General features: G+C 66.8%; 22 protein-coding genes. 18 read left to right on the top strand and 4 right to left on the bottom strand.

Going from position 1 to position 25711, the window contains the following annotated elements; genetic code table 11:
• Positions 1–17: 17 nt before the first annotated feature.
• From NMP03_RS02505 to NMP03_RS02480, 6 genes are all read left to right on the top strand, one after another.
• Positions 18–1337, top strand: coding sequence for an MFS transporter (locus NMP03_RS02505; RefSeq protein WP_256506970.1), 1320 nt, complete (start codon positions 18–20; stop codon positions 1335–1337).
• A gap of 55 nt (positions 1338–1392) precedes the next feature.
• Entirely contained in the window at positions 1393–2367 is a 975-nt protein-coding gene (locus tag NMP03_RS02500) for a cupin domain-containing protein (protein WP_256506969.1), read from the top strand.
• A 133-nt stretch (positions 2368–2500) separates the two neighbouring features.
• Positions 2501–4852 carry a glycoside hydrolase family 95 protein gene (locus NMP03_RS02495; protein ID WP_256506968.1) on the top strand — a complete coding sequence of 784 codons (2352 nt, stop codon included), beginning with the start codon at positions 2501–2503 and terminating at the stop codon, positions 4850–4852.
• A gap of 32 nt (positions 4853–4884) precedes the next feature.
• Positions 4885–5949, top strand: a complete 1065-nt coding sequence (locus tag NMP03_RS02490) for an alpha/beta hydrolase (protein WP_256506967.1) — start codon at positions 4885–4887, stop codon at positions 5947–5949.
• A gap of 44 nt (positions 5950–5993) precedes the next feature.
• Positions 5994–7889 carry an NPCBM/NEW2 domain-containing protein gene (locus NMP03_RS02485; protein WP_256507984.1) on the top strand — a complete coding sequence of 632 codons (1896 nt, stop codon included), beginning with the start codon at positions 5994–5996 and terminating at the stop codon, positions 7887–7889.
• On the top strand, positions 7889–9592 hold the full coding sequence (locus NMP03_RS02480; RefSeq protein WP_256506966.1) for a GH39 family glycosyl hydrolase: 1704 nt from the start codon (positions 7889–7891) through the stop codon (positions 9590–9592). Before NMP03_RS02485 ends, NMP03_RS02480 begins: the two co-directional genes overlap by 1 nt.
• 48 nt (positions 9593–9640) lie before the next feature.
• Here the strand turns inward: NMP03_RS02480 and NMP03_RS02475 are convergent, their stop codons facing one another.
• The 3 genes from NMP03_RS02475 to NMP03_RS02465 all read right to left on the bottom strand — a co-directional run bounded on the left by NMP03_RS02475 (position 9641) and on the right by NMP03_RS02465 (position 13264).
• A complete protein-coding gene (locus NMP03_RS02475; protein ID WP_256506965.1) occupies positions 9641–11044 on the bottom strand; it encodes an NAD(P)H-dependent flavin oxidoreductase in 1404 nt (467 codons plus the stop codon).
• Positions 11045–11123: 79 nt separating this feature from the next.
• Positions 11124–12263: a glycosyltransferase family 4 protein gene (locus NMP03_RS02470; protein WP_256506964.1), complete on the bottom strand. Its 1140-nt coding sequence runs from the start codon at positions 12261–12263 to the stop codon at positions 11124–11126.
• Positions 12260–13264, bottom strand: a complete 1005-nt coding sequence (locus tag NMP03_RS02465; protein ID WP_256506963.1) for an alpha/beta fold hydrolase — start codon at positions 13262–13264, stop codon at positions 12260–12262. The genes NMP03_RS02470 and NMP03_RS02465 overlap by 4 nt, the downstream gene beginning before the upstream one ends.
• An 18-nt stretch (positions 13265–13282) precedes the next feature.
• Between NMP03_RS02465 and NMP03_RS02460 the strand changes: the two genes are divergently transcribed.
• From NMP03_RS02460 to NMP03_RS02420, 9 genes are all read left to right on the top strand, one after another.
• Positions 13283–14644 (top strand): protein adenylyltransferase SelO, encoded by a 1362-nt coding sequence (locus NMP03_RS02460; protein ID WP_256506962.1) that lies wholly within the window; start codon positions 13283–13285, stop codon positions 14642–14644.
• 87 nt (positions 14645–14731) lie between these two features.
• On the top strand, positions 14732–16147 hold the full coding sequence (gene astD / locus NMP03_RS02455; RefSeq protein ID WP_256506961.1) for a succinylglutamate-semialdehyde dehydrogenase: 1416 nt from the start codon (positions 14732–14734) through the stop codon (positions 16145–16147).
• Positions 16148–16156: 9 nt separating this feature from the next.
• Entirely contained in the window at positions 16157–16732 is a 576-nt protein-coding gene (locus NMP03_RS02450) for a DUF6891 domain-containing protein (protein ID WP_256506960.1), read from the top strand.
• 77 nt (positions 16733–16809) lie between these two features.
• Entirely contained in the window at positions 16810–17598 is a 789-nt protein-coding gene (cobA, locus tag NMP03_RS02445; protein ID WP_256506959.1) for a uroporphyrinogen-III C-methyltransferase, read from the top strand.
• The gene (locus tag NMP03_RS02440) at positions 17595–17891 is read left to right on the top strand and encodes a DUF2849 domain-containing protein (protein WP_256506958.1); all 297 of its coding nucleotides are present in this window, start codon (positions 17595–17597) and stop codon (positions 17889–17891) included. The genes cobA and NMP03_RS02440 overlap by 4 nt, the downstream gene beginning before the upstream one ends.
• Position 17892: 1 nt before the next feature.
• The gene (locus tag NMP03_RS02435; RefSeq protein ID WP_256506957.1) at positions 17893–19530 is read left to right on the top strand and encodes a nitrite/sulfite reductase; all 1638 of its coding nucleotides are present in this window, start codon (positions 17893–17895) and stop codon (positions 19528–19530) included.
• Positions 19517–19978, top strand: a complete 462-nt coding sequence (locus tag NMP03_RS02430) for a DUF934 domain-containing protein (RefSeq protein ID WP_256506956.1) — start codon at positions 19517–19519, stop codon at positions 19976–19978. The genes NMP03_RS02435 and NMP03_RS02430 overlap by 14 nt, the downstream gene beginning before the upstream one ends.
• On the top strand, positions 19971–20750 hold the full coding sequence (locus NMP03_RS02425; protein ID WP_256506955.1) for a phosphoadenylyl-sulfate reductase: 780 nt from the start codon (positions 19971–19973) through the stop codon (positions 20748–20750). Before NMP03_RS02430 ends, NMP03_RS02425 begins: the two co-directional genes overlap by 8 nt.
• A 134-nt stretch (positions 20751–20884) precedes the next feature.
• On the top strand, positions 20885–21736 hold the full coding sequence (locus tag NMP03_RS02420; protein WP_256506954.1) for a universal stress protein: 852 nt from the start codon (positions 20885–20887) through the stop codon (positions 21734–21736).
• Here the strand turns inward: NMP03_RS02420 and NMP03_RS02415 are convergent.
• Positions 21733–22491 carry a Crp/Fnr family transcriptional regulator gene (locus tag NMP03_RS02415; protein WP_256506953.1) on the bottom strand — a complete coding sequence of 253 codons (759 nt, stop codon included), beginning with the start codon at positions 22489–22491 and terminating at the stop codon, positions 21733–21735. The genes NMP03_RS02420 and NMP03_RS02415 overlap by 4 nt on opposite strands.
• A gap of 141 nt (positions 22492–22632) precedes the next feature.
• On the opposite strand from NMP03_RS02415, the gene NMP03_RS02410 reads away from it, so the two are divergent.
• The 3 genes from NMP03_RS02410 to NMP03_RS02400 all read left to right on the top strand — a co-directional run bounded on the left by NMP03_RS02410 (position 22633) and on the right by NMP03_RS02400 (position 25708).
• The gene (locus NMP03_RS02410; RefSeq protein WP_256507983.1) at positions 22633–23064 is read left to right on the top strand and encodes a DUF1810 domain-containing protein; all 432 of its coding nucleotides are present in this window, start codon (positions 22633–22635) and stop codon (positions 23062–23064) included.
• Positions 23065–23270: 206 nt separating this feature from the next.
• Complete coding sequence (locus tag NMP03_RS02405; protein WP_256506952.1) at positions 23271–24218, top strand: manganese catalase family protein; 948 nt, start codon at positions 23271–23273, stop codon at positions 24216–24218.
• Positions 24219–24364: 146 nt separating this feature from the next.
• Positions 24365–25708, top strand: coding sequence for a dicarboxylate/amino acid:cation symporter (locus NMP03_RS02400; protein ID WP_256506951.1), 1344 nt, complete (start codon positions 24365–24367; stop codon positions 25706–25708).
• The last annotated feature ends 3 nt before the right edge of the window (positions 25709–25711 follow it).

The raw sequence follows: 25711 nt of genomic DNA, 5'->3' as shown, positions 1-25711 counted from the left end.
GACTGGGGAGGTAGATCATGGTGGCGGGCAAACGCTCCCGGGTACGCGTGCAGCTGGTGTTCCTGCTGTTCATGATCAGCGCGGTCGCCTTCCTCGATCGCACCAACATCTCGGTCGCGGGCGTCCAGATGCGCCAGGAATATGGCATCGACCAGACTCGGCTCGGCTGGGTCTTCAGTGCGTTCCTGCTCGGCTATGCCGCGTTCCAGGTGCCCGCCGGTTGGCTCGCCGCGCGCTACGGCCCGCGCAAGCTGCTGACCTGGGCATTGGTGTGGTGGGGGCTGTTCAGCGTCGCCACCGCCTTGGTGCCGCCCGACGGCCAGAACGCGATCCTGATGCTGGTGATCGTCCGCTTCGCGCTCGGGATCGGCGAGGCGGCGGTCTATCCCTCGAGCAGCCAGTTCATCTCGCGCTGGGTGCCGGTGCAGGAGCGCGGCAAGGCCAACGGGCTGATCTTCGCGGGAGTCGGCGCCGGGTCGGGGCTGACCCCGCCGCTGATCACCGCGGTGATCCTGTTCGCCGGCTGGCGCGCGTCCTTCTATGTCTGCGCCGCGATCGGCCTGATCGTCGCCGCGATCTGGTACGCGATGGCGCGCGACCGGCCCGAGGAGCATGACCGCGTCGATGCCGCGGAGCTAGCGCATATCAAGGCGGGCCTGCCCGCGGCGTCGCTCGGCGCGCAGGTGGCGATCCCGTGGAAGGCGATCCTGTCGAGCCGCAACGTTTGGGGGCTGTTCCTGAGCTATTTCGCGTTCGGCTATGTCATCTGGATCTTCTTCAGCTGGTTCTTCATCTACCTCGCCGAAGCGCGCGGGCTCGACCTCAAGTCGAGCGCGATCTTCGGCATGGCGCCCTTCCTGGCGATGACCGCGGGGTGCCTGCTCGGCGGCGTGCTCAACGATGCGATTTCGAAGCGGCGCGGGCTGTATGCCGGGCGATCGGGGCTGGCGATGGTCGCGTTCGTGCTGACCGGCATCTTCCTGCTGATCGGCTCGCGCGTCGACAATGCGCCGCTGGCGGTGCTGGTGCTCGCGATGGGTGGCGGCGCGATCTATCTGTCGCAGAGCAGCTTTTGGTCGGCGGCGGCGGACATTGCCGGGCAGCATACCGGGGTCGTGTCGGGGCTGATGAACGTCGGCTGCCAATTGGGCGGGGCGATCACCTCGTCGCTCACCCCCTGGATCGCGGCGCAATATGGCTGGGTCGCCGCGTTTGGCACCGGCGCTGCGATCGTGCTGGTCGGCACGATCGCCTGGGCGGTGGTCGATCCGCGCCGCCCGATCGAGCCCGCCGCATCCGACTCCGCCGATCCCGACATCGCGCTGGCGACGGTGTGAGCCCGGCCACGATATCCAGAGACCCGAACAACGGTCCGGTACTTAGGAGAGACTTGTGAAGCGCAATAACATCTACCTGATCATCGGCGCGATGCTGCTGCCGACCGCCGTCGCGGCTTCGGCGCAGACCAATCCTGCGCAGCCGCAGGCCGCGCGCCCCGCCCCGCCGCCGCCGCTCGCCGCCTGGGTGCCCAAGAAGACGCCCTACACGCCGTGGCGCGCGCCCAATCGCCCGCGCTGGCAGCTCGCCGACGCCAAGGCGATGCACCGCGGCAAGGCCAGCTGGACCCAGCCGATCGTCCGCAACAAGGACCTGGTCGCCGACTGGCACCAGCTGGCGCCCGGGCAGAAGACGCCGTCGCTCGCTTATTCGGACAACCGCACCGCGATCATCGTATGGGAAGGCGAAGTGCGCGTCAGCCTCGACGGCCAGCCATCCTTCACCGCGCGCAAGGGGTTCGAGATCGACATCCCCTTCCGCATTCCCTTCACGATCGAGACGCTCGGCAGCCAGCCCGCGCTGTATTTCCAGATCAACGCGGCGAGCGACATGCCGCTCTATCCGCTCGACACGACAACCGCCGCGCCCAAGGCGGCGGGCTGGGTCTATGATCGCCGCATCGTCACCGGTGGCCCGGGCCCGATCGGCGAGCGCGGCAAGCCCTTCCTCGATTATTATGGCGACGTCGTCGAAGGCGGCGCGCGCGCCAGCGCCTTCATCGCCGACCAGCATCTGTTCGTGAACAACATCCGCGGCCGCGCCACCCCCACCCCGCCCGCGTCGAACCTGGGGCATTTCCACGTCGGCTATGACGAATTCTGGTTCGTGATGGAGGGCAATGTGACGCTGCAGGTCGAAGGTCAGCGGGTGTTCACCGCGGCCGCGGGCGACGTCATCTCGGCACCACAGGGCCATTGGCATCGCGCGAGCTTCGGCGGACCCGAAGGGCAGATGGGCACCCGCGTTGCGGTCAATCCCTATCCATCGGGCGGCCATGCCTACACGATGGAATCGCAGGGCCGGCAATAGGCGCAGCGCCGGATTTCCTTGCTTAACTCGGACAATTTGGCTTTCTTGCGCGCGACGGTGCCCCGGCGGGAGCGCATCGCGACCGAATTGGGGAGGGCAATTTGCCGAAGCTGAACTCGAAGGCCAACCGCACGTGACGCGCGCCGGCGACCAGCCGACGCGGCGTGCGCTGCTCAAAGGATCGGTCGGCGCGTCGGCGGTGCTCGCGCTGCCCGAGGCGCTGGCCCGGCCGGCGCAACCGACACCGCGCGCCGACCGGCTCTGGTACGAAGCCCCCGCGACCGAATGGACGCAGGCGCTGCCGATCGGCAACGGCAGGTTGGGAGCGATGGTGTTCGGCGGTGTCGCGAGCGAGCGGCTGCAGCTCAACGAAGATACCTTGTGGGCGGGCGGGCCCTATGACCCGGTCAATCCCGATGCCAAGGCGGCGCTGCCCGAGGTCCGCGCGCTGATCGCCGCGGGGCGCCATGCCGAGGCGCAGGCGCTTGCCAACCAGCGGGTGATGGCCAAGCCGCTGAAGCAGATGCCCTACCAGACGGTGGGCGACCTCGAACTGCGGATGCCGCTGGGCGAACCCTCGGCCTATCGCCGCGAGCTCGACCTCGATGCGGCGATGGCGACCACCAGCTTCACCGCGGGCGGGGTCGACTATGTCCGGCGGGTGATCGCCTCGCCGACGCGGCAGGTGATCGCGGTGCAGCTTACAGCGGATCGGCGCGGCGCGATCGACCTCGACATCGCGCTGACCACCCCGCACGCCGCCACCGTGGCAGCGCAGGGCGACCGGCTGGTGCTGACCGGCGTCAACGGCACCGCTGAAGGGATACCGGGTGCGCTGCGCTTCGCAGCGCAGGTTCGCGTCGTGCCGGGCGGCGGCGAGTTGACGCGTGAGGGCGCCAAGCTGCGCGTGCGCGGCGCCGATACCGTCACCATCCTGGTCGCGATCGCCACCAGCTTTCGCCGCTTCGACGACGTCGGCGGCGATCCGCAAGCGATCGTCGCCGCGCAGATCGCCGATGCTTCGACCCGCCCGTTCGAACGGCTGGCCGACGAGACCGCGGTCGAACATCGCAGGCTCTATCGCCGGGTCGCGCTCGATCTGGGCGACAGCCCCGGCGCCGCCTTGCCCACCGACAAGCGCATCATCGCCGCGCAGCAGCGCGACGATCCGGCGCTGGCGGCGCTCTATTTCGCCTATGCCCGCTATCTGCTGATCTGTTCGTCACGGCCGGGCACCCAGCCGGCGAACCTGCAGGGCATCTGGAACGACAGCAACAAGCCCGCCTGGGAATCGAAATACACGATCAACATCAATACCGAGATGAACTACTGGCCCGCCGAGCCGCTGGCGCTGCCCGAATGCGTCGAGCCGCTGGTGGCGATGGTGCGCGATCTCGCGGTGACCGGGGCGAAGACCGCGCGCGCAATGTACGGCGCGCGCGGATGGGTGACGCATCACAATACCGATCTGTGGCGCGCGACCGCGCCGATCGACGGCGCGCAATGGGGGCTGTGGCCGACCGGCGGCGCGTGGCTATGCACGCATCTGTGGGACCATTACGACTATAGCCGCGACCCGGCGTTCCTCGATTCGATCTATCCGCTGCTGCAGGGCGCCTGCATGTTCTTCCTCGACACGCTGGTGACCGATCCGGCGAGCGGGCGGCTGATGACCAGCCCGTCGATCTCGCCCGAGAACGAGCATCACAAGGGGGTGGCGGTGTGCGCCGGGCCGGCAATGGACCAGCAAATCCTGCGCGACCTGTTCGACCAGACCGCACGCGCCGCCGCGATCCTGGGCCGTGACGCCGATTTCGCGCGTGAAATTCAGGCGGCGCGCGCGCGGCTCGCGCCCGATCGGATCGGCGCGCAGGGCCAGTTGCAGGAGTGGCAGGAAGATTGGGACGCGGGGGCGCCCGAACCGCTGCATCGCCACGTCTCGCATTTGTACGGCCTGTTCCCCAGCGCGCAGATCGACCTCGATCGCACGCCTGCGCTCGCCGCGGCAGCGCGTCGCACGCTCGAACAGCGCGGCGACGAGGCGACCGGATGGGCGACGGCATGGCGCATCAATCTGTGGGCGCGGCTGCGCGACGGCGAGCATGCGCATAGCATCCTTCGCTTCCTGCTCGGCCCCCAGCGCACCTATCCCAACATGTTCGACGCGCACCCGCCCTTCCAGATCGACGGCAATTTCGGCGGCGCGCGCGCAATCGCCGAGATGCTGATGCAGAGCGAGGGCGAGGTGATCCATGCGCTCCCCGCGCTCCCCGCCGCATGGCCGCAGGGCGGCGTCAGCGGCCTTCGCGCGCGCGGCGGCTGCCGCGTCGATCTGGCGTGGCGGGCGGGCAAGCTCGATCGGCTGACGCTGGTCGCAGACCGGCCGGGCAAATGGACGGTGCGGCTGGGAAGCGAGCGGCGCGAGATCGAACTGGCAGCGAAGGAGCGGGTCACGCTGACCGGCGCGCGGCTGATGCGGCAATGAAGCAACGAGGGGGACGGACGATGCGACCGACGATGAAGACCGGATTGGCGATGAGCGCGGCGCTGCTCGGGCTGTGCCTGACGGCGCCGGCACAGGCGCAGGTGGATACCAAGAAGCTGGCGGCGGTGCCCGGCGCCCGCGCGGTGACGGTCGATCGGATCAAGGTCCGCTCGGCGGCGATCGAGGGCAATCTGGAAGGCGAAAGCATCGATCGCGACGTGCTGGTGGTGCTGCCCCCCGGCTATGCCGCCAACCCCACGCGCCGCTACCGCGTGCTCTACGCGCTGCACGGCTATTCGATCGGTGCCGAGCAATGGACCAAGGAAATCCAGGTGCCGCAGGCGATCGAAGGCGCCTTCGCCAAGGGCGCGGGCGAGATGATCGTCGTCTTCCCCGACAGCAAGACCGTCCACAACGGATCGATGTATTCGAGCTCGGTCACCACCGGCGATTTCGAGGCGTTCATCGCGCGCGATCTGGTCGCCTATGTCGACGCCAACTATCGCACGATCGCCGATCGCCGCAGCCGCGGCCTGGCGGGGCATTCGATGGGCGGATACGGCACCACGCGGATCGGCTTCAAGCATCCCGACGTCTTCGGCGCGCTCTACATGATGAGCCCGTGCTGCCTGTCGCCGCGCAATGCCGCGACGATCGATCCGGCGGCGATGGCGGCGCTCGAGAACGTCAAGACGCCCGCGGACTCGGCGAAGCTGCCCTTCATGTTGCGCGCGACCCTGGCGAGTGCGGCGGCTTGGTCGCCCAATCCGACGCGCGCGCCGCTCTATCTCGACTTGCCGGTCAAGGACGGCAAAGTGCAGCCCGACGTGCTCGCGCGCTGGGCCGCCAACGCGCCGCTGGCGATGCTCGACCAATATGTCGGCAATCTGCGTCGCTATGCCGCGATCGCGATCGACGTCGGGGATCGCGACGGGCTGAAGGACGATGCCGCCAAGCTCCACGCCGCGCTCGATCGCTACGGCATCGCCAACAGCTTCCAGATCTATTCGGGCGACCATGTCAGCCATGTCGCCGAACGCTTCCAGGATCATGTGATGCCCTTCTTTTCGAAGCATCTGACGGAGACCCAGCCGTGACCATCAGGACCAACCGCCTGTGGCTTATCGCGGTATTGCCGGTGATGCTGGCAGCGGCGCCCGATGCGCCGCGCGCACCGGTTTCCCCTGCCCCCGCAGCCGCCGCCGATCCGCTGGCCCCCAGCGGTCGCTGGTCGGCGAATACCGACGGCCAGGCAGCGGTGCCGCCGATGGGGTGGAACAGCTGGAACGCCTTCAACAGCGACATCGACGAGGAGAAGGTCCTCGCATCGGCGCGCGTGCTGGTCGATACCGGGCTGTCGCGGCTGGGCTATCGCTACGTCAACATCGACGATGGCTGGTGGCTCAAGCGGCGGCAGACCGATGGCCGGCTGGTGATCCGTTCGGACAAGTTCCCCTCGGCGGGCAAGCCCGGCAGCACCGACACCAGCTTCCGCCCCTTCACCGACAAGATCCACGCGATGGGGCTGAAGGCGGGGATCTATTCGGACATCGGCCGCAACAGCTGCGGCCAGATCTACACCCCCGATTTCAAGAACCAGCCCGAAGGCAGCGTGCAGGAGCGCGAAGTGGGGCTGTACGGCCATGTCGACCAGGACATCGGCCTGTTCTTCCGCGAATGGGGGTTCGATTTCATCAAGGTCGATGGTTGCGGCGTGCGCGGATTGCCCGCCGATGCCGAACGCGTGCGCAGCGGCATGTATCGCGCGCTGCCGCCGATCATCGACATGCAGTCGCTCGGCCGCACCGATGTCGGCGCGGTCAAGGCGCTGTACCAGTCGGTCGGCACTGCGCTCCAGCGCCACCGGCCCGGCGGCGACTATGTCTTTTCGCTGTGCCTGTGGGGATCGGCCGATGTCCGCGCCTGGGGCAAGGATATGGGCAACAGCTCGCGCACCAGCGACGACATCTCGCCGCACTGGGGGCGGATGCTCACCAACCTCGACACCGCGATCACCCGCCCGCTCTACGCGCATCCGGGATCGTGGAACGATGCCGACATGCTGTATGTCGGCACCGGCGATTTCGATGCCGATCATCTGACCGAGGCGCGGTCGCACTTCTCGCTTTGGGCGATGATCAACTCGCCGCTCATCATCGGCTATGACCTGCGCAAGCTGACCGCGGCGCAGCGCACGATCTTCGGCAACGCGCAGATCGTCGCGCTGAACCAGGATCCGGCGGGCAACCAAGCGGTGATCGCCTATCAGTCCGAGGATGTGCAGTTCCTGGTCAAGACACTCGCCGACGGCGGCAAGGCGGTGGCGTTGTTCAACCGCAGCGCCGAACCGGCAGAAGTGCATTTGACCGCCGCGCAGCTCAAATATCGCGAGGATGCGCCGGTCGCGCTGACCGACCTGTGGAGCGGCAAGCGCAGCAGCTTCACCGGCGAACAGGCCTTCAAACTGGCGCCGCACGAAACCCTGGTGTTCCGCACCAGCGGTACCCGGCGGCTGCCGAACGGGCTGTTCCTTTCGGAGCAGCCGGGCAACGTCAATCCGGCGGTCGACGGCGTCGTCGCGCCGCGCGTCGATCCGACGATCCACCAGTCGGTCACGCATTGGCGCGGCACGCGGGGGCCCGGCGAGCATGCGCAATATTCGGGCTGGGGCGGCGCGCAGGCCGATCGCGCGGTTTATGGCCAGGTGCTTCGCGTCGCGGCGCGCAACTACGATACCGGGCTCGGCGTGCTGACGGGATCGCGGATGGAGGTGCGCAACAACGGCTTCGCGCGCTTCACCGCGTCGGTAGGCGTCGACGATTCGAGCGATGCGGCGACCGCCGGCGTCCGCTTCGAAGTCTATGGCGACGGCAAGTTGCTCGCGCGGTCGCGACCGATGCGCTTCGGCGAGGCGGCGCAACCGCTCAGCGCCGATGTGAAGGGCGTGCGGATCGTCGAACTCGTCGCGCGCGCCACCGGCGGCGACGCGCGCAACCCCGCCGCGGTGGTGTGGGCCGATGCGGCGATGGTGCGCTGATGCGCCGCACGCTCAAGGCCGCCTCGGCCGCGCTCGCGCTGGTCGCCGCCACCGCCGGCCCCGCGCAGGAACGACGCACCCCGCCCGCAGCCCCGGCGCAAGCGGCGGCGATCCCGGTATCGATCGCGGTCGACGCTGGTAGCCCCGACGCGCCGGTCGATCCGGTGTGGCGCTTCTTCGGCGCCGACGAGCCCAATTACGCGACGATGAAGGACGGGCGAACGACGCTGGCGACGCTCGGCGCGCTGGCGCCCGACCGCGTCTATTTCCGCACGCACAATTTGCTGACGACGGGCGACGGCACCGCGGCGCTCAAATGGGGATCGACCAACGCCTATACCGAGGATGCGCAGGGGCGTCCGCGTTACGACTGGACGATCGTCGACCGCATCTTCGACACCTATCGCGAACGCGGGGTGAAGCCCTATGTCGAGATCGGCTTCATGCCCGAGGCGCTGTCGTCGAAGCCCAGGCCCTATCAGCATGACTGGCGCCCGGGCAGCGGCAGCCTGCGCACCGGCTGGGCCTATCCGCCGACCGACTATGCCAAATGGGAAGAACTGATCTTCCAATGGGTGTTGCATTGCGTCGAGCGCTATGGCCGCGCCGAAGTCGCCAGCTGGTATTTCCAGACCTGGAACGAGCCCAATCTGCCGCAATATTATTGGGGCGGCACCCAGGCCGAATTCTTCCGGCTGCACGATTCGGCGATCCGCGGCGTGCGCCGGGCGCTGCCCGAAGCGCGCGTCGGCGGGCCCGACATCGCCGGCGCGGGGGACCAATATCTCACCGCCTTCATGCAGCATGTGAAGCAGGCGGGCACCCCCACCGACTTCGTGTCGTTCCACGCCAAGGGCAATCCCGAACTGGTGGGCGAAGGCGCAGGGCAATATGTCCGGATGGGGCTGGCGACCCAGCTCAAGGCTGCCGAGAACGAATATGCGCAGATCGCCGCCGATCCGGTGTTCCGGAAGAAACCGATCATCATCGGCGAGGCCGATCCGGAGGGCTGCGCGGCATGCCAGGGGCCAGCCAACGCCTATCGCAACGGCACGATGTATTCGAGCTACACCGTCGCCTCGTTCGTGCGGTTGCAGCAATTGGCGCAGCGGCGCGGGCTGAACCTGGAGGGTATCCTCACCTGGGCGTTCGAATTCGAGGACCAGGCGCCCTTTGCGGGGTTCCGCCAGCTCACCTCGGGCGGAATCGACCTGCCGGTGATGAACGTCTTCAAGATGTTCGCGATGCTGAAAGGGCGCGTGGTGCCCGCGGTCTCCGATCAACAACGCGCGCTCGACGACGTGCTCGCCAATGGCGTGCGCGGCGCGCCCGATATCGGCAGCATCGCCGCGATCGACGGCAATCGGCTGGCAATGCTGGTCTGGCATTATCATGACGACGACCGCCCCGGCCCCGACGCCGCGGTTCGCCTCGCGATCGCCAACCTGCCCGCCGCGCTGCGCAGCAATCCGCGCGTGACGCAATATCGCGTCGATCGCACGCACTCGAACAGCTATGCCGCGTGGCTGAACATGGGGTCGCCGCTGGCGCCGACCAATCCGCAGCGCGCCGAATTGCTCAAGGCGGGCGAGCTGGCGAGCATCGCCGGCCCGTCGATCACGATGCAGCGAAACGGCGCGACGCTCGACCTCACGCTGCCGCGTACCGGCGTATCGCTGATCGTGCTGGAATCGGGGAAATAGTCGCAAGCACCGGGGCGCGTCGATCGCGCCCCGGTAGCCTCTGGCGGCTCAGTCGCCGGTCAGGATGCGATCGACCAGCTGCTTGACGCTGGGAACGAAACCGTTCGAATAGAACGGGTCCTTCTTGAAGTTATACGCATTGTGCCCGGCGAACATCAGGTTTTGCTCGACGGGGCCGTCATGCGCGATGTCCTGCAGCGTCTTTTGGATGCAGAAGCTGCGCGGATCGGCGAGCCGGCCGGTCGAATTGGTCTCGGTGTCCTTCCACGACGAGAAGGCGCAGTGGCTGAGGCAGCCCATGCAATCGGCTTGGTCCTTGCGGATCACGCCCTTTTCCTCGGGCGTCACGAACACCAGCGTATTGTCGGGGGTCTTGAGCGCGTCGGTGAAGCCGAGGCCGAACCATTCGCGCGCGCGCAGCAGGTCGTTGCGGGTGACCCAGAAATTCTTTCCCTTCACGCCGACGTCGAGCTGGAACACATGGTCGCCGGCTTCCTGCGTCGAGAAGGCGATCTGCCGCTCCGATCGCATCTCTAGGTTGCGCAGGAACGGGTTGCGCACTGCCGAGGAATAAAAGCCGGTGGGCGAGAAGCGGTGGAGAAGCACGTCGCCGGGCTCGAGCCCCATCAGCCGCGCCTTCCACCCCTCGGGGATCGGGCTTTCCTGCGTCAGCAGCGGACGGGTGCCGTATTGGAAGGCGATCGCACCCAGTTCGTCATTGTCGATCCAGTCGCTCCAGTCGCGCAGATACCAGACGCCGCCCGCCATCACGATCGGGGTGCTGTCGGGAATGCCGCCTTCGCGCATGACGTCGCGCAGCGCCTTCACGCGCGGATAGGGATCCTGCGGCTTGAGCGGGTCTTCGGCGTTCGACAGCCCGTTATGCCCGCCGGCGAGCCAGGGATCCTCGTACACCACCGCCGCCAGCCATTCGGCGGCCTTCGAATAGGCACGCTTCCACAGCGCGTTGAACGCGCGGCCCGAGCTGACGATCGGCAGGTAATGGACGTTGTACGACGCCGCGATCTCGCTGAGCTTGTAGGGCATCCCCGCGCCGCAGGTGACGCCCGCCACCTTGCCGCGGGTACGATCGAGCACGCCGTGCAGGATGCGCTGCGCGCCGCCCATTTCCCACAGCACGTTGATGTTGATCGCGCCCTTGCCGTCGGCGATCTCATAAGCACGCTCGACCTGCTGGACCGCGCCTTCGATCGCATATTCGATCAGCTCTTCGTGGCGTTCGCGGCGCGTGAGCGCGCGATAGACCTGCGGGATGATCTTGCCGTCGGGGTCGTAGCTGTCGGCGTTGACCGCGCTCACGGTGCCGATGCCACCGGCAGCGGCCCAGGCGCCTGCCGATGCATGGTTGGTAGCGGCTACCCCTTTTCCACCCTCGACCAGAGGCCAAACCTCGCGGCCATTATACACGATCGGCGACAGGCCTTTGAACAAAACTTCCTCCAGGCGATATATCTGCGCGCAAAATACCGGGCGCGCGTTAGCGGGACCAGCCGAGGCTGGCGAGTTAAAGTTACGGTCCTAACACACCCGGGCGACGCATCGCCGCGCTATATAAATCGCGATACGCGGCGATCATTGCCTGTTCGTCGAACAATTGCGCGGCCTTGATCCGGTTGGCGTTGCCGATCCGCGCGCGAAGCTCGGGGTTCTGCACCAGGATCGCCAGCCGATCGCGCAGATGCACCTCATGCCGATCGGGACTGATATAGGGCAGGTTCTCCTCCGAGACCATGTGGCGGATGTCGCCGACATCGGGCGCGACCACCGGCAAGCCGGTCGCCATCGCCTCGATCACCGAAATCGGTTGCTGCTCGCTCTGCGACGACAGCGCGAAAACGTCGAACAGCCCCATATATTTGTGCGGATCGCGCAGGAAGCCGGGCAGGTGGACGCGGTCCTCCATGAACATCGCCTCGGCCGCATCGACGATCGTCTGGCGCTCGGGTCCCTCGCCGACGATCACCAATTCGGTGTCGAGCGGGATGCCGCCGACCGCGCGCACCAGCAGCGGCAGGTCCTTGACCGGACGCAGCCCCGCAAGCGTGCCGACCACCGGACGGCGCCCCTTGGGGCGGAAGCCGGGAATCGCGTTGCGCTTGGGCTCGACATAATAATTGGCGAGCGCGATGCCGTTGGGAATGCGGTGCACCCGCTCGCGCGGCTGTTTCCAGATCTTGAGCGCGATGTCTTCGAGCCGGTGCGAGGGCACCACCATCGCATGCGCCACCCCCATCGCCATCCGGCGATAGGCGTTGCGCATCCGGTTGAGCCCCTTGGCCTCGTCGCTGTTGAAGCCGTCTTCGTGATGCACCACCGGCGGCGCGCCCTTGGGGAAGACGCGCTTGGCCATCACCCCGTCGATCGCGCCCCAATTATAGGTCAGCACCAGATCGAAGCGGCGCATGAAGCCGGCAATCGCGTCGTAGCGCGCGACCGAGGGCTTGCCGGTGAGCGGCGGCGGGTCTTGCGCGATCTCGTACGCGATCCCCGGCGCGATCGCCGCGCGCGCACCGAGCTCGCCCGGCATACCCGACACGATCGTGTGCCGCGCGGCGGGGCCGAACGCGTTCATCAACCGCACCGCGCGCGCCTCCTTGCCGCCGAGCGCGAAGGACGAATGGAGGTGGAGGATATGGACGGGCGCGGTCAAAGCAGCAGGTCGGGGGCTTCTTCCCCCCTCCCGCTTGCGGGAGGGGCCGGGGGTGGGACTAAATCTGCACCGGGCACGCCGCCTGAGGCCTGGCCCACCCCTAACCCCTCCCGCAAGCGGGAGGGGGACTGGATTGTAGCCAGCAGCCGATCAATCCCCGCCACCGCCTCGGGTTCATCCAGCGTCGGCGCATGCCCCGTTGCCGGCACCGTCACCAACTCCCCCTGCGGCAATTCGGCGAGCATCCGCTCGGCCACCCCCGCCGCCAATATGTCCGACGCCTCGCCGCGCACCAGTAGCGTCGGCACCTGCTTCAGCTGGCGGAAGGCGCCCCACATATCGGGGCCAGCCTCGTTGCCCGGCAGGCGGAACGGCTCGGCGATCTTCATGTCGTAATCGGGGACGATCCGCCCGCCCGAGGTGAGCTTGTACAGCCGCTTGGCCATCACCAGCCATTGTTCGATGCCATATTCGGGATAGACGTCGGCATTATGCTCTGCGATCGTCCGCGCGGCGTGCATCCAAGTGGGATATTGCGACGATTTGCCGACATAGCCGCGGATCCGCGCCAGCCCGCGCGGGTCGAGCTCGGGGCCGACATCGTTGAGCAGCGCGCCTGCCAGCTTCGGCCGCCCCGCCGCCGCGAGCAGCATCGTCAGGATGCCGCCGAGCGAGGTGCCGAACGCGATCACGCTATCGAGTGCAAGTTCGTCGACCAGCCGGCCGATATCCTGCAGATAGGTCAGCGGCACATAGGTCATCGGATCGCGCGCATAGGCGCTTTCGCCGCGCCCGCGCAGATCGACCGCGATCACCCGCCATTCGCCCGCGAGCCGTTCGGCGACGCCCTCGAAATCGCGCGCGTTGCGCGTGAGGCCGGGGATACACAGGATCGCGGGCCGGTCGGCTGGACCGGCATAGTCGCGATAATGCAGGCGGAGCCCGTCATTCGACCACCAATAGGCATCGGTGTAGCGGGCAAGGTTGCGCGAAGCGGCCATCGCCACCCATATCGCCGGATGGCCGATGACACGCAAGCACGACCCGAACGCGCGATCCTCGAACTGGGCGACGCGTTCTACGATCCGGTACAGGGCGCCGACTTTCCGCAGACGATATTGCGCTTCCGCAACGATCGCGCTGCCGCCGGCATAGGCCTGGATCGCTGGAGCGATGCCAACTGGATCGCGCATCTCGCCCGCTTCCCGCCGCTGCCGGGCAGCCTCGATACCCCGCTGGCGCTGCGCTATCACGGGCATCAGTTCCGGCAATATAATCCCGATATCGGCGACGGGCGCGGGTTCCTCTACGCGCAGCTGCGCGACGATGCCGGGCGGCTGATGGACCTGGGCACCAAGGGATCGGGACAGACGCCGTGGAGCCGCTTCGGCGACGGGCGGCTGACGCTCAAGGGCGCGGTGCGCGAAATCCTAGCGACCGAGATGCTCGAGGCGCTCGGCGTCGAAACCTCGCGCACCTTGTCGGTGATCGAGACCGGCGAGGCGCTCGAACGCGGCGACGAGCCCTCGCCCACCCGCTCGGCGGTGCTCGTGCGCCTCAGCCACGGGCATATCCGCATCGGCACCTTCCAGCGGCTCGCCTATCTGCGCGACGCCGAGCATATGGAGGCGCTGGTCGCCTATGTGCTGCGCCATTACTATGGCGAGGATGTAGGCGACGATGGCCCTGCCCGGTTGCTCGGCCATGTCGTCGACCGCACCGCGCGGCTGGCGGCGAGCTACATGGCGGCGGGGTTCGTCCACGGCGTGCTCAACACCGACAATATCAACGTCACCGGCGAAAGCTTCGATTACGGCCCGTGGCGTTTCGCGCAAAGCTGGGACCCGAGCTTCACCGCCGCCTATTTCGACCATGCCGGGCTCTACGCCTTCGGTCGCCAGCCCGAGGCGATCCACTGGAACTGCATGCAGCTCGCGGTCGCGCTGCGCACCGTCAGTGAAGCGCCGCCGCTGATTGCTCAGCTCGATCGCTTCGCCGAGCGCTACCGGATCGAGATCGTGCGCGCGATGCTGTGGCGGTTGGGGGTGATGCCTCTCGATGATGCCAGCGATGCGGCACTGGTCGAGGCACTCGAACAGGCGCTGGTCACGGGCGGTACGGCGATCGATCCGTTCTTCCACGACAGCTTCGGCGGAACGGTGCCCGACCAGTATGGCGAAGGCTTTGCCGGGGTTCGCGAATTGCTGGCGCGCTACACCCCGCGCAAGCCGCGCGATCATGCGCATTGGGCCGACCCCGCCTGCGGAATGCCGATCGAGGAGGTCGAGGCGTTATGGGCGGCAATCGACGAGCGTGACGATTGGGCGCCGCTCCACGCCAAGGTCGCCGCGATCCGGGCGATGGGCGAAGCGCTGGCGTGAGCCGCGAACCACTGCGCTGGCAACGCGCCGCGATTTGCGGCACAAGCCGGCCAGAAGCAGCGATTGCCAGATAAAGAAGGCGTGCGAGTGGCCGGACAGGACCTTTTTTCGACCGAGCCGGCGACCGGCGCAGTGCTGTGGCAGGGGGTGGCGGGCGATGCCGATGCCGAGGTCGCCGCCGCGCGCGCCGGCTGGTCCGAATGGGCCGCGCGTCCGCTCGCCTTCCGCATCGAGACGCTGCGCCGCTTCGCCAATGTCGTGCGCAGCAAGCACGAAGCCTTTGCCGACCTGATCGCGCGCGAGACCGGCAAGCCGCTCTGGGAAGCGCGTACCGAAGTCGACACTGTAGTCGCCAAGGTCGATATTTCGGTCACCGCCTTTTCCGAGCGCACCGGGCAGCGCCGGATCGAAGCGCAGATGGGCGCGCGGCTGGCGCTGCGCCACAAGCCGCATGGCGTGCTCGCGGTGCTTGGTCCGTATAATTTCCCCGCGCATCTGCCCAACGGCCACATCGTCCCCGCGCTGCTCGCGGGCAATGCGGTGGTGTTCAAGCCGTCGGAAAAGACCCCCGCGGTCGGCGCGTTCCTGATCGATTGCTATCGCGCCGCGGGCGTGCCCGAAAACACCGTACGGCTGCTGCTCGGCGGCCCCGAGGAGGGCAAGGCGCTGGCGGGCCATCCCGATATCGACGGGCTGTTATTCACCGGATCGGCGCGCACCGGCCTCGCGCTCAATCGCGCCTTTGCCGACAAGCCCGAAAAGATCCTCGCGCTCGAAATGGGCGGCAACAACCCGATCGTGGTGTGGTCGACCCCCGATCTCTACGCCGCCGCGGTGGTGGTGGTGCAATCGGCCTTCACCAGCGCGGGGCAGCGCTGCACCGCCGCGCGGCGGCTGATCGTCGATGCCAAATTATACGATCCGCTGGTCGAGGAAGTGAACAAGCTGGTCGGCCGGCTGATCATCGGCGAACCGCATGCCGATCCGCAGCCTTTCATGGGGCCGGTGATCGACAACGATACCGCCGACATGCTCACCGAAAGCTTCCTGGCGCTGTCGACCAGCGGCGGCCGGCCGATCCGCTATCTCCAGCGCTCGATCGAGGGCCGCCCGTTCCTCACCCCCGGCCTCATCGACATGACGGGCGCGAGCGAACGCCCCGATATCGAGCTGTTCGGGCCGATCCTACAGGTGATCCGCACCGATACGTTCGAGCAGGCGATCGCCGAGGCGAACAACACCCGCTACGGGCTGTCGGCGAGCCTGGTGAGCCAGGACCCCAAATTATACGATCAGTTCTGGGCAAATATCCGCGCCGGCATCGTCAACTGGAACCGCCCGACCAACGGCGCGTCGTCGGCGGCACCCTTCGGCGGGGTCGGCTGGTCGGGCAACCACCGCCCCAGCGCTTATTATGCGGCGGATTATTGCGCCTTTCCGGTGGTGTCGAGCGAAGCCGAACAGGCGCGCGGCAGCATCGGCATCGGCATGCGCGACAGCTAAAGGACAGTGATGACCGACGAGGAATATGCGCTCGATTCGATCCGCAAATGGGCGTGGTCGGGCTTCTACACGATCGACGAGGCGCGCGAGCTGCTCGAGGAAATCGTCGAGCCCGACGACGATGTCGAGGCGCTGCGCGCCGCGATCGACGCCAGCTTCGCCGAGAAGCTGGCGGCCGAAGCGACCTGGCCCGCCGAAACCGATTGCGACCGGCTCGATGCGGTGTTCGAAGCGCTGCACGACGACGGCATCTGCGCGTTGCAGCACGCCGGATACACGATCGCCGACGGGCATGACGATGTGGGCGAGGTCGTCGCCGAGGAGCCCGAGGGTACCTATCGCGGCTATTGCTTCTTCCACGGCCAGGACGTCGAAGCCGCGATCGACGGCGACGGGCTAGAGATCGCCTTCGGTGCGCTGGGCGACGATCCGGCGGCCGGCCTGGCGGTCGGCGAGGCGGTGAGCGCGGCGTTGCGCGCGGCAGGGTTCGCGGTCGAATGGGACGGCAGCGCGGGGCAACGCATCGCCCTGCCCGCGATCGTCTGGCAGCGCCGCATCCCGACCGAGGAATACGACGCGGAATAGGCCAGGGAAAGAATCCCTTCCCCCGCCCCAAAGCAACATCGGTTGCCCGTACCCCACCGAGCGACCATTTACCCTACATGGCAAGTCTCCTCGATCCTACCGCGCGCGGACGCGTCATCCTGGTCGGCGCCGGCCCCGGCGACCCCGGGCTGCTCACCGTTCGCGCGGTCGAAGCGCTGCGATCGGCCGATATCGTCATCCACGACGGCCTGGTCGATCCGCGCGTGCTCGATCTGGCGCCCGCCGGGGCACAGCGCATCTCGGTCGCCAAGAAGCGCGCGCGCCACACCGTGCCGCAGGACGGCATCAACGCGCTGATCGTCGCGCATGTGAAGACGGGCGCGATCGTCGTTCGGCTCAAGGGCGGCGACCCGTTCATCTTCGGGCGCGGCGGTGAAGAGGTCGAGGCGGTGCGCGCTGCTGGGCTTCGCGTCGAGGTGATCCCCGGCGTTTCGGCGGCGCTGGGTTGCGCAGCCGAGGCGATGCTGCCGCTGACGCACCGCGATCATTCGAGCGCGGTGAGTTTCGTCGCGGGCCAGTGCAAGGGGCTCGCCGATCAGGACTGGTCGGGGCTCGCGGGCCAGGGCCGCACGCTGGTGATCTACATGGGCGTCGCCACCGCGAGCGACATTGCGGAAAAGCTGATGGGCGAAGGCGTCGCACCCGACATGCCGGTGGCGGTGCTCGAACGCGGCACCTGCGAAGGCAGCCGCGCGCTCAAGACCTTGCTTGCCGATCTCGGCGCGATGGTCGATCGCGAGCAGGTGGCCAGCCCCGCGATCATCGTCGTGGGCGAAGTGGTCGAACTGTCGGACGCGCAGGACAAATTGGCACGCTGGGCCAAAGTGGCGGAGAATATTGCGTGAAGATACTGACCGGCAATGATCTGAAGACCGGCGACGTGGTGTGGTGGACCGGCTCGGGCTGGTCGCGGCACGTGGAAGACTCGGCCGATGTCGGCGAGGCGGGCGAAGCACTGGCGCGCCAGGAAGAGGCCGCGCGGCGCGTCAACGTGCCCTATGTGATCGACGCGACCGCCACCCCCGAAGGCCCCCGCCCCGCGCATATCAAGGACCGCGTCCGCGCGCTCGGCCCGACAATACGCCCCGATCTGACGTTGAAACCCGCCGATCCGTCGGCGGGCAACTGGGTAATCTAAGATGTACCAATATGACCAATACGACCAGAACTTGGTCGACACCCGCGTCGCCGAGTTTCGCGACCAGGTCGAACGCCGCCTGTCGGGCGAGCTGAGCGAGGACCAGTTCAAGCCGCTGCGGCTCATGAACGGCCTGTATCTGCAGCTCCACGCGTATATGCTGCGCGTCGCGATCCCCTATGGCACGCTCGACAGCCGGCAGATGCGGATGCTGGGGCATATCGCGCGCAACTATGATCGCGGCTATGGCCACTTCACCACGCGGCAGAACCTGCAGTTCAACTGGATCAAGCTCGAGGACACGCCCGACATCCTCGCCGAGCTGGCAACGGTCGAGATGCATGCGATCCAGACCTCGGGCAATTGCATCCGCAATATCTCGTCCGACCAGTTCGCCGGCGCTGCCGCCGACGAGATCACCGATCCGCGCCCCTGGGCGGAATTGCTGCGCCAGTGGAGCAGCTTCCACCCCGAATTCAGCTATCTGCCGCGCAAGTTCAAGATCGCGGTGATCGCCGCCAAGGAAGACCGCGCGGCGATGCGGCTGCACGATATCGGCATCGAAATCGTCGAGCGCGACGGTGCGCACGGCGCCCGCGTGTTCGTCGGCGGCGGCATGGGCCGTACCCCGATGATCGCCACCGAAATCGCCGAATTCGTGCCGTTATCGGACTTGCTGAGCTATCTCGAAGCCTGCCTGCGCGTGTACAATCGCTACGGCCGCCGCGACAATATCTACAAGGCGCGGATCAAGATCCTGGTCCACGAGATCGGCGCCGACGAATATCGCCGCCAGGTCGAGGAAGAGTTCGTCGCGGTCAAGGCGCTTGGAATCGACCCGCCCGCCGCCGAGTTCGAGCGGATCAAGGCGTTCTTCGCACCGCCGGCCTTCGCCGGCGACGCACCCGACACGCTCGATCGCAGCGATCCCGATTTCGCGGTGTGGCTCGACCAGAACGTCAAGCAGCACAAGCAGCCGGGCCATGCGATCGCGACGATCAGCCTGAAGCCCGCGGGCGGCATTCCGGGCGACGCCAGCGCCGACCAGATCGACCTGATGGCCGATCTTGCGCAGCGCTACAGCTTCGACGAACTGCGCGTCACCCACGCGCAGAACATCGTCCTGCCGCATGTCCGCAAGGCCGATCTGTACGCGGTATGGCAGGCGCTGCACGAGGCGGGGCTGGCCGAGGCCAATCTCGACCTGATCAGCGACATCATCGCCTGCCCCGGCCTCGATTATTGCAGCCTCGCCAATGCGCGCTCGATCCCGGTCGCGCAGAAGATCGCCGAGCGCTTCGCCGATCTCGATCGCCAGCGCGAATTGGGCGAATTGAAGCTCAAGATCTCGGGCTGCATCAACGCCTGCGGCCATCACCATGCCGGCCATATCGGCATCCTTGGCGTCGACAAGAAAGGCCTCGAAAACTACCAGCTATCGTTTGGCGGTTCGGGGGCCGAGGACGTCAGCCTCGCCAAGATCACCGGCCCGGGCTTTTCGGAGGATGGCGTCGTCGACGCGGTCGAAAAGGCCACCGACGTCTATCTCGCGCACCGCGAACAGGGCGAGCGCTTCGTCGACACCTATCGCCGCATCGGCATGGAACCCTTCAAGGAGGCGATTTATGGCCCTGCATGACATCGCCAACGAAGCGGGCACCGGCGAGACGCTGCTGCGCTTTCGCGACGACGAGCCGCATGACGAGCCCGCGGTGACGCTGGAATCGTTCCTCGGCCAATCGAACGCCACCGCCGTGCGCATCGAAGCCGGCGAGGACGCGCGTGCGTTGCTTGGTAATCTCGACCGGATCGCGCTGATCGAGATCGGCTTTCCGACCTTCCGCGACGGGCGCGGCTATTCGGCGGCGCGAGTGCTGCGCGAGGCTGGCTATACCGGCGAACTGCGCGCCGAGGGCGACGTGCTGGTCGACCAACTGCCGCTGATGCGCCGCTGCGGTTTCGACAGCTTCGCGCCCGCCGCTGCGATCGATGCTGCGGTGCTCGACCGCGCGCTGACGCGCTACCAGAATGTCTACCAATCGGCGGCCGATGGGCGTGCGCCGGTGTGGAAGCTACGGCATGGCTAATGCCCTGCTTCGCCCGATCGACCGGATCGATACCGGTCCGCGCTTCACCGCGTCCGACGCACACCGGCTGGACGAGCTGTTCCGCGGGCGCGACACGGTGGAAATGCTGCGCGCCGTGCTTGGCGAGGCGATGCTCGGCGATGCAGCAATTGTGTCGTCGTTCGGTGCCGAATCGGCGGCGTTGCTGCACCTGGTCGCGAGCGTCGATCGCAGCGTGCCGGTGCTGTTCCTTGATACCGAAAAGCATTTTCCCGAGACGCTGCTGTACCGCGACCAGTTGGTCGAGCGGTTGGGGTTGACCGATCTGCGTATCCTGCGCCCCGATCCGCTGACGCTGGCCAAGCGCGACGAGACCGGGCTGCGCTGGTCGTACGACCCCGATGGCTGTTGCGAAATCCGCAAGGTCGTGCCGCTGGCGCGTGCGCTGGCGGGGTTCGACGCGACGGTGACCGGGCGCAAGGCGTTCCAGGCATCGACGCGCAGTGCGTTGCCGCGCTTCGAGCACGATGCGTCGGACGATTTCGGGCGGCTCAAGCTCAACCCGCTCGCGACCTGGACCCAGGCCGACCTGACCGACTATTTCGTCGCGCACGATCTGCCGGTGCATCCGCTGGTTGCCAGGGGCTTCCCCTCGATCGGCTGCGCGCCGTGCACCAGCAAAGTCGCCCCCGGCGAAGACCCGCGCTCGGGCCGCTGGAAAGGGTGGGACAAGGTGGAATGTGGCATCCACGCGCCGGTTGGCGACGGCGACCCCGACCAGCCGTCCTTTTAGGCCGACGCGCGCGATCGATCGCGCTATAGCAGGGCCGAACGCGCATCGGCGCCAGCCCGTGCCAAAGCCCCTTTATCGTCGTGGTTCGACCGGTCGGGGGCGCCAGCGCAACCCCGCGGCGATCGATTAGGAGATTGACCCTGCAGAACATCCTCGCCTGTATCGATGCCTCGAGCTACGCCAATGCGGTCTGCGACCTCGCCGCCTGGGCCGCCAAGCGGCTCGAGATGCCGGTCGAACTGCTCCACGTCGTCCAGCGCAAGGATGCCGCGAGCAGCGCGCTGGCGGGTGCGATCGGGCCGGGTGCCAAGACCGATCTGGTCGCCGAGCTGGCGCAGCTCGACGCCGCCGATGCGCGCTTCCAGGGCGAACGAAGCGAGATTTTGCTGCAGGCAGGCGAAGCACGGCTGCGCGAGAGTGGCATCGCCGAGGTGCGGGCGCTCCACCGCCAGGGCGGCATCGTCGAGACGATCCTCGAGCAGGAAGCCGACGCGCGGATCGTCGTCATCGGCAAGCGCGGCGCCAGCCATGAATTCGCGATCGACCATGTCGGATCGAAGATCGAACGCGTCGTGCGTGCCAGCAACAAGCCGATCCTGATCGCCAGCCGCACCGCCGGGCCGCCCGAGCGGATCGTGTTCGCCTATGACGCCAGCCCTGCCGCCGATCGCGCGCTCGAACGGCTGGTCAATTCGCCGCTGCTGGCCGGGCTGCCGGTGCATATCGTGATGGCCGACAGCGAACATGTCGGTCATCGCATCGCGCTCAAGTCTGCTACCGCGCAGTTGAGCGTCGGGCATGCGATGACCACCACGCTGCAAAAGGGCAAACCCGAGCAGGTCATCGCCGACATCGTGGCGGCGACACCCGGCGCGATGCTGATGATGGGCGCCTATGGCCATTCGCGGCTGCGCTCGCTGATCGTCGGCAGCACGACCACGACGATGATCCGCACCGTCCGCACCCCGGTGTTGCTGATCCGCTAGGAAACCGGATTCCAAAGCCGCGCGCATTCGGAGCGCATGTGCAGATAGCTGCCGTCGAAATCGCCCCGCCGAACCAGCCCTGCCCAATCGACGATCCGGACCGCGCGCTGTTTGCGTTCGATCAGCGCTTCGTCGGACAATATCCGCAACATCCGATTCACGTGTACCGGTGTCAGCCCCAGGCAGTCGCCAAGCTCTTCCTGCGTCATCGGCAATTCATATTCATGGTGGCTGCCCAGCCCGGCGACCTCGAGCCGAAGGCCGAACTCGCACAGCAGATGCGCGATGCGGGTGGCGCCGTCGCGGCGCCCGATGCCGACGATCCGTTCGCGGAACAGCGATCCATCGACCAGCGTGTCGAACCACAGCGCCTCGCCGATCGTGCGGTGCTTGAACGCCACGTCGAGCACCGCTTCGCGCGGAATGAAGGCGACCTCGGCCGCGGTGAGCGCCAGCACCCCGTGATCGGCGATCCGCAACAGCGAGTTCTGCAGATCGACCATGTCACCCGCCATATGTACCGCGAGAATCTGCCGGGCGCCGGTGCGCACGAGCTTTTGCCGATAGGCGAACCCCGATCGCAGCAGGCAGGAATGCGTCGCGCGATCGCCTTCCTTGATGATCGCCTCATTGGGGGCGAGCGACTGCAGCACATAGGGCAGCGCCAGCAATGCCTCACGTTCGACGTCGGTGAGCGTTGCCCATTGTTCGAGCTTGCGCACCATCGGGGCGAGCGGGCTTTGATTCATCAGCATGGGCGTCTTTCGATCGGGACGGATAAATCGCGCTAAAGCGGGTTGCACAAAGGCGGGCTCGCAGCAACCAACCCCGCCCTAACGGATTAACTATCGAAGTTCCGACATTTTTTGCGCCGCAATGACTGGGAGGCTCGAATGATGACAGGCGGGTTCAATCTCGATCGCTTCGTGCTGGCGCAGCGCGAGGTATATGCAACCGCGCTGGCGGAGATCGGCGAGGGGCGAAAGCGGAGCCACTGGATGTGGTTCATCTTTCCGCAGATCGCCGGGCTTGGCCGCAGCGACATTGCGCAGCATTATGCGATCGCGTCGCGCGCCGAAGCCATCGCCTATCTGGCGCACCCGATGCTGGGTCCGCGGCTGCTGGCGTGTGTTTCGGCGCTGCAGCAGCTTCCAGAGCCCGCCGATGCTGCTGCGGTGTTCGGCGCTGTCGACGCGCTCAAGCTTCGCTCCTCGCTGACGCTGTTCGCCGCGGCGGGCGGTTCCCCGATCTTCGGCGAGGCGATCGATCGATGGTTCGGCGGGCAAGCCGATGGTATCACGCTCGAAACGCTTGCGGCTCCACCTTAAGCCGACGGTCAGTCCGTCGATCCGCGCCGCGCGCACATCACATGTCTACATTGCTGTAAATGCGCTAAAAATATCTCCGACCCATTAGGCGCATCAGCAAATCGTCCTGATCGAGATCAATTATCGACTTTAGGTATATAATCATCGGAACATCGCCGTTGACGACCCGTTCTTCTGCCACCTCCTGACAGAACTGGAACCTGCCGATGTTCATGCACAACAAACGGCTGCAATATACTGTTCGCGTTGCTGAACCCAACCCGGTGTTGGCGTCGCTGATGCTCGAGCAGTTCGGCGGCGCCGATGGCGAGCTTGCGGCAGCGATGCGTTACTTCACTCAGGGGCTCGGCGAACTCGATCCGGGCCGCAAGGATCTGTTGATCGACATCGCGACCGAAGAACTCAGCCATCTCGAAGTGATCGGCTCGATCGTCGCGATGCTCAACAAGGGCGCAAAGGCACAACTAGCCGAAGCTTCGATGGAAGAGGCAGAACTGTATCTGTCGATGACGAAGGGCGGCAACAGCCACACCCAGTCGTTGCTGTACGGTGGCGGCCCCTCGCTGACAAACTCGTCGGGCGTGCCATGGACCGCCGCCTATATCGACAGCCGCGGCGATCCGACGTGCGATCTGCGCTCGAACATCGCCGCCGAGAGCCGCGCCAAGATCGTCTATGAGCGGCTGATCAACATTACCGACGATCCCGGCATCAAGGACGCGCTGGGCTTCCTGATGACGCGTGAAATCGCGCATCAGAAGTCGTTCGAAAAGGCGCTCTACGCGATCGAGGACAATTTCCCGTCGGGCAAGCTGCCGGGGATCGAGAAATACGCCAATGTCTATGTCAACACGTCGCAGGGCGAAGGCGATATGGACGGCCCGTGGAATTCGGGCGAGCAGTGGGAGCGGATCGACGACCTCGAACAGACGATGCCGTTCGATGATGGCGACGGTTCGGCCTCGGTCGTCCTCGACAAGGCCGATGCCAAGACCGCCGAAAAGCTCGCCGTGCGCACCGCATCGGTGCCGACCGGCGATCCGACCACCGGGGTCGATCTCGGCGCGGGGGCAGGCGCCGGCCGGATCACCGGCGACGACAAGGGCGCTGCCGCCGATGTCGACGACGCGGTGAAGATGGCCGACGCGATGTAATGCCCTGGCCCGCCGGTTGCGTATCGGCGGGCCATTTTTTCGTGTCGCTGCTGGATCGGTTCGCCGACACGCACTGGTAAAATTCCGCGCCATGCCGTCTATCGCCTGGCTCGCCGCATGATTGCGGTCAGTCTAGGAAGATACCGATGTCGCTCCCAACGATCGCCCCGCTGGCCGACAGCTTCACGCCGTCGGCGCGCAAGCCCTGGTACCGCCACCTCTATGCCCAGGTGCTGCTGGCGATCGTCGCCGGCGTCGCGGTCGGGCATTTCTACCCCGCGACGGGCGAAGCGCTCAAGCCGCTCGGCGATGCCTTCATCAAGCTGGTCAAGATGATCATCGCCCCGGTCATCTTCCTGACGATCGTCACCGGCATCGCCGGGATGCGCGATCTCGCCTCGGTCGGGCGGGTCGCGGGCAAGGCGTTCGCCTATTTCCTGTTCTTCTCCACCTTCGCGTTGGTGATCGGGATGGTCGTCGGCAATCTCGTCCAGCCGGGCGCGGGGCTGAACATCGACCCCGCGACGCTCGATGCCGGGGCGGTTGCCGACTATGCCTCGAAGGCGCAGCAATCGACGCTCACGGGCTTCCTGCTCGACATCATTCCCGCCACCTTCACCGGCGCGCTGACGCAGAGCAACATCCTGCAGGTGCTGTTCGTCGCGATCTTGTTCGGCGTCGCGCTGGCGTTGGTGGGCGACAAGGGCGAGCGCGTGCTGAGCCTGCTCGAGGACGTCTCGACGGTCTTCTTCAAGCTCGTCTCGATCGTCATGCGCGCGGCGCCGGTGGGGGCGTTCGGCGCGATGGCGTTCACGATCGGCGCCTATGGGCTGGGAACGCTCGCCAACCTCGCGGCGCTGGTGGCTACCTTCTACCTCACCGCCTTGCTGTTCGTGATCGTCGTGCTGGGCAGCGTCGCGCGGCTGTGCGGCTTTTCGATCTTCAAGCTGATCGGTTATCTCAAGGCCGAATTGCTGCTGGTGCTCGGCACCTCGTCGTCCGAAAGCGCGCTGCCGTCGCTGATCGAGAAGATGGAGCGCGCGGGCTGCCCCAAATCGATCGTCGGGCTGGTGGTGCCGACCGGCTACAGCTTCAACCTCGACGGCACCAACATCTACATGACGATGGCGGCGCTGTTCATTGCGCAGGCGACCAATGTCGACCTGACGATCGGCGAGCAATTGCTGCTGCTGAGCGTCGCGATGCTGTCGTCGAAGGGTGCGGCGGGGGTCACCGGCGCGGGCTTCATCACGCTGGCGGCGACGCTGTCGATCGTGCCGTCGGTGCCGGTCGCGGGGATGGCGCTGATCCTGGGGGTCGATCGCTTCATGTCCGAATGCCGCAGCCTGACGAACTTCATCGGCAACGCCGTGGCGACGGTCGTGGTATCGCGCTGGGAGAATGCGCTCGACAAGCCGCAGTTCGACGCGGCGATGCGCGGCGAGCTGCCCCCCGTCGAGGAGCTGCCGCGCGGCATGGTCGCGCCCTGAGCG

The organism is Sphingomonas qomolangmaensis (assembly GCF_024496245.1).
Taxonomy (GTDB): Bacteria; Pseudomonadota; Alphaproteobacteria; order Sphingomonadales; family Sphingomonadaceae; genus Sphingomonas; species Sphingomonas qomolangmaensis.
Note: the sequence above shows the minus strand (reverse complement) of the source record. Positions and strands in the feature narration are given on the sequence as shown.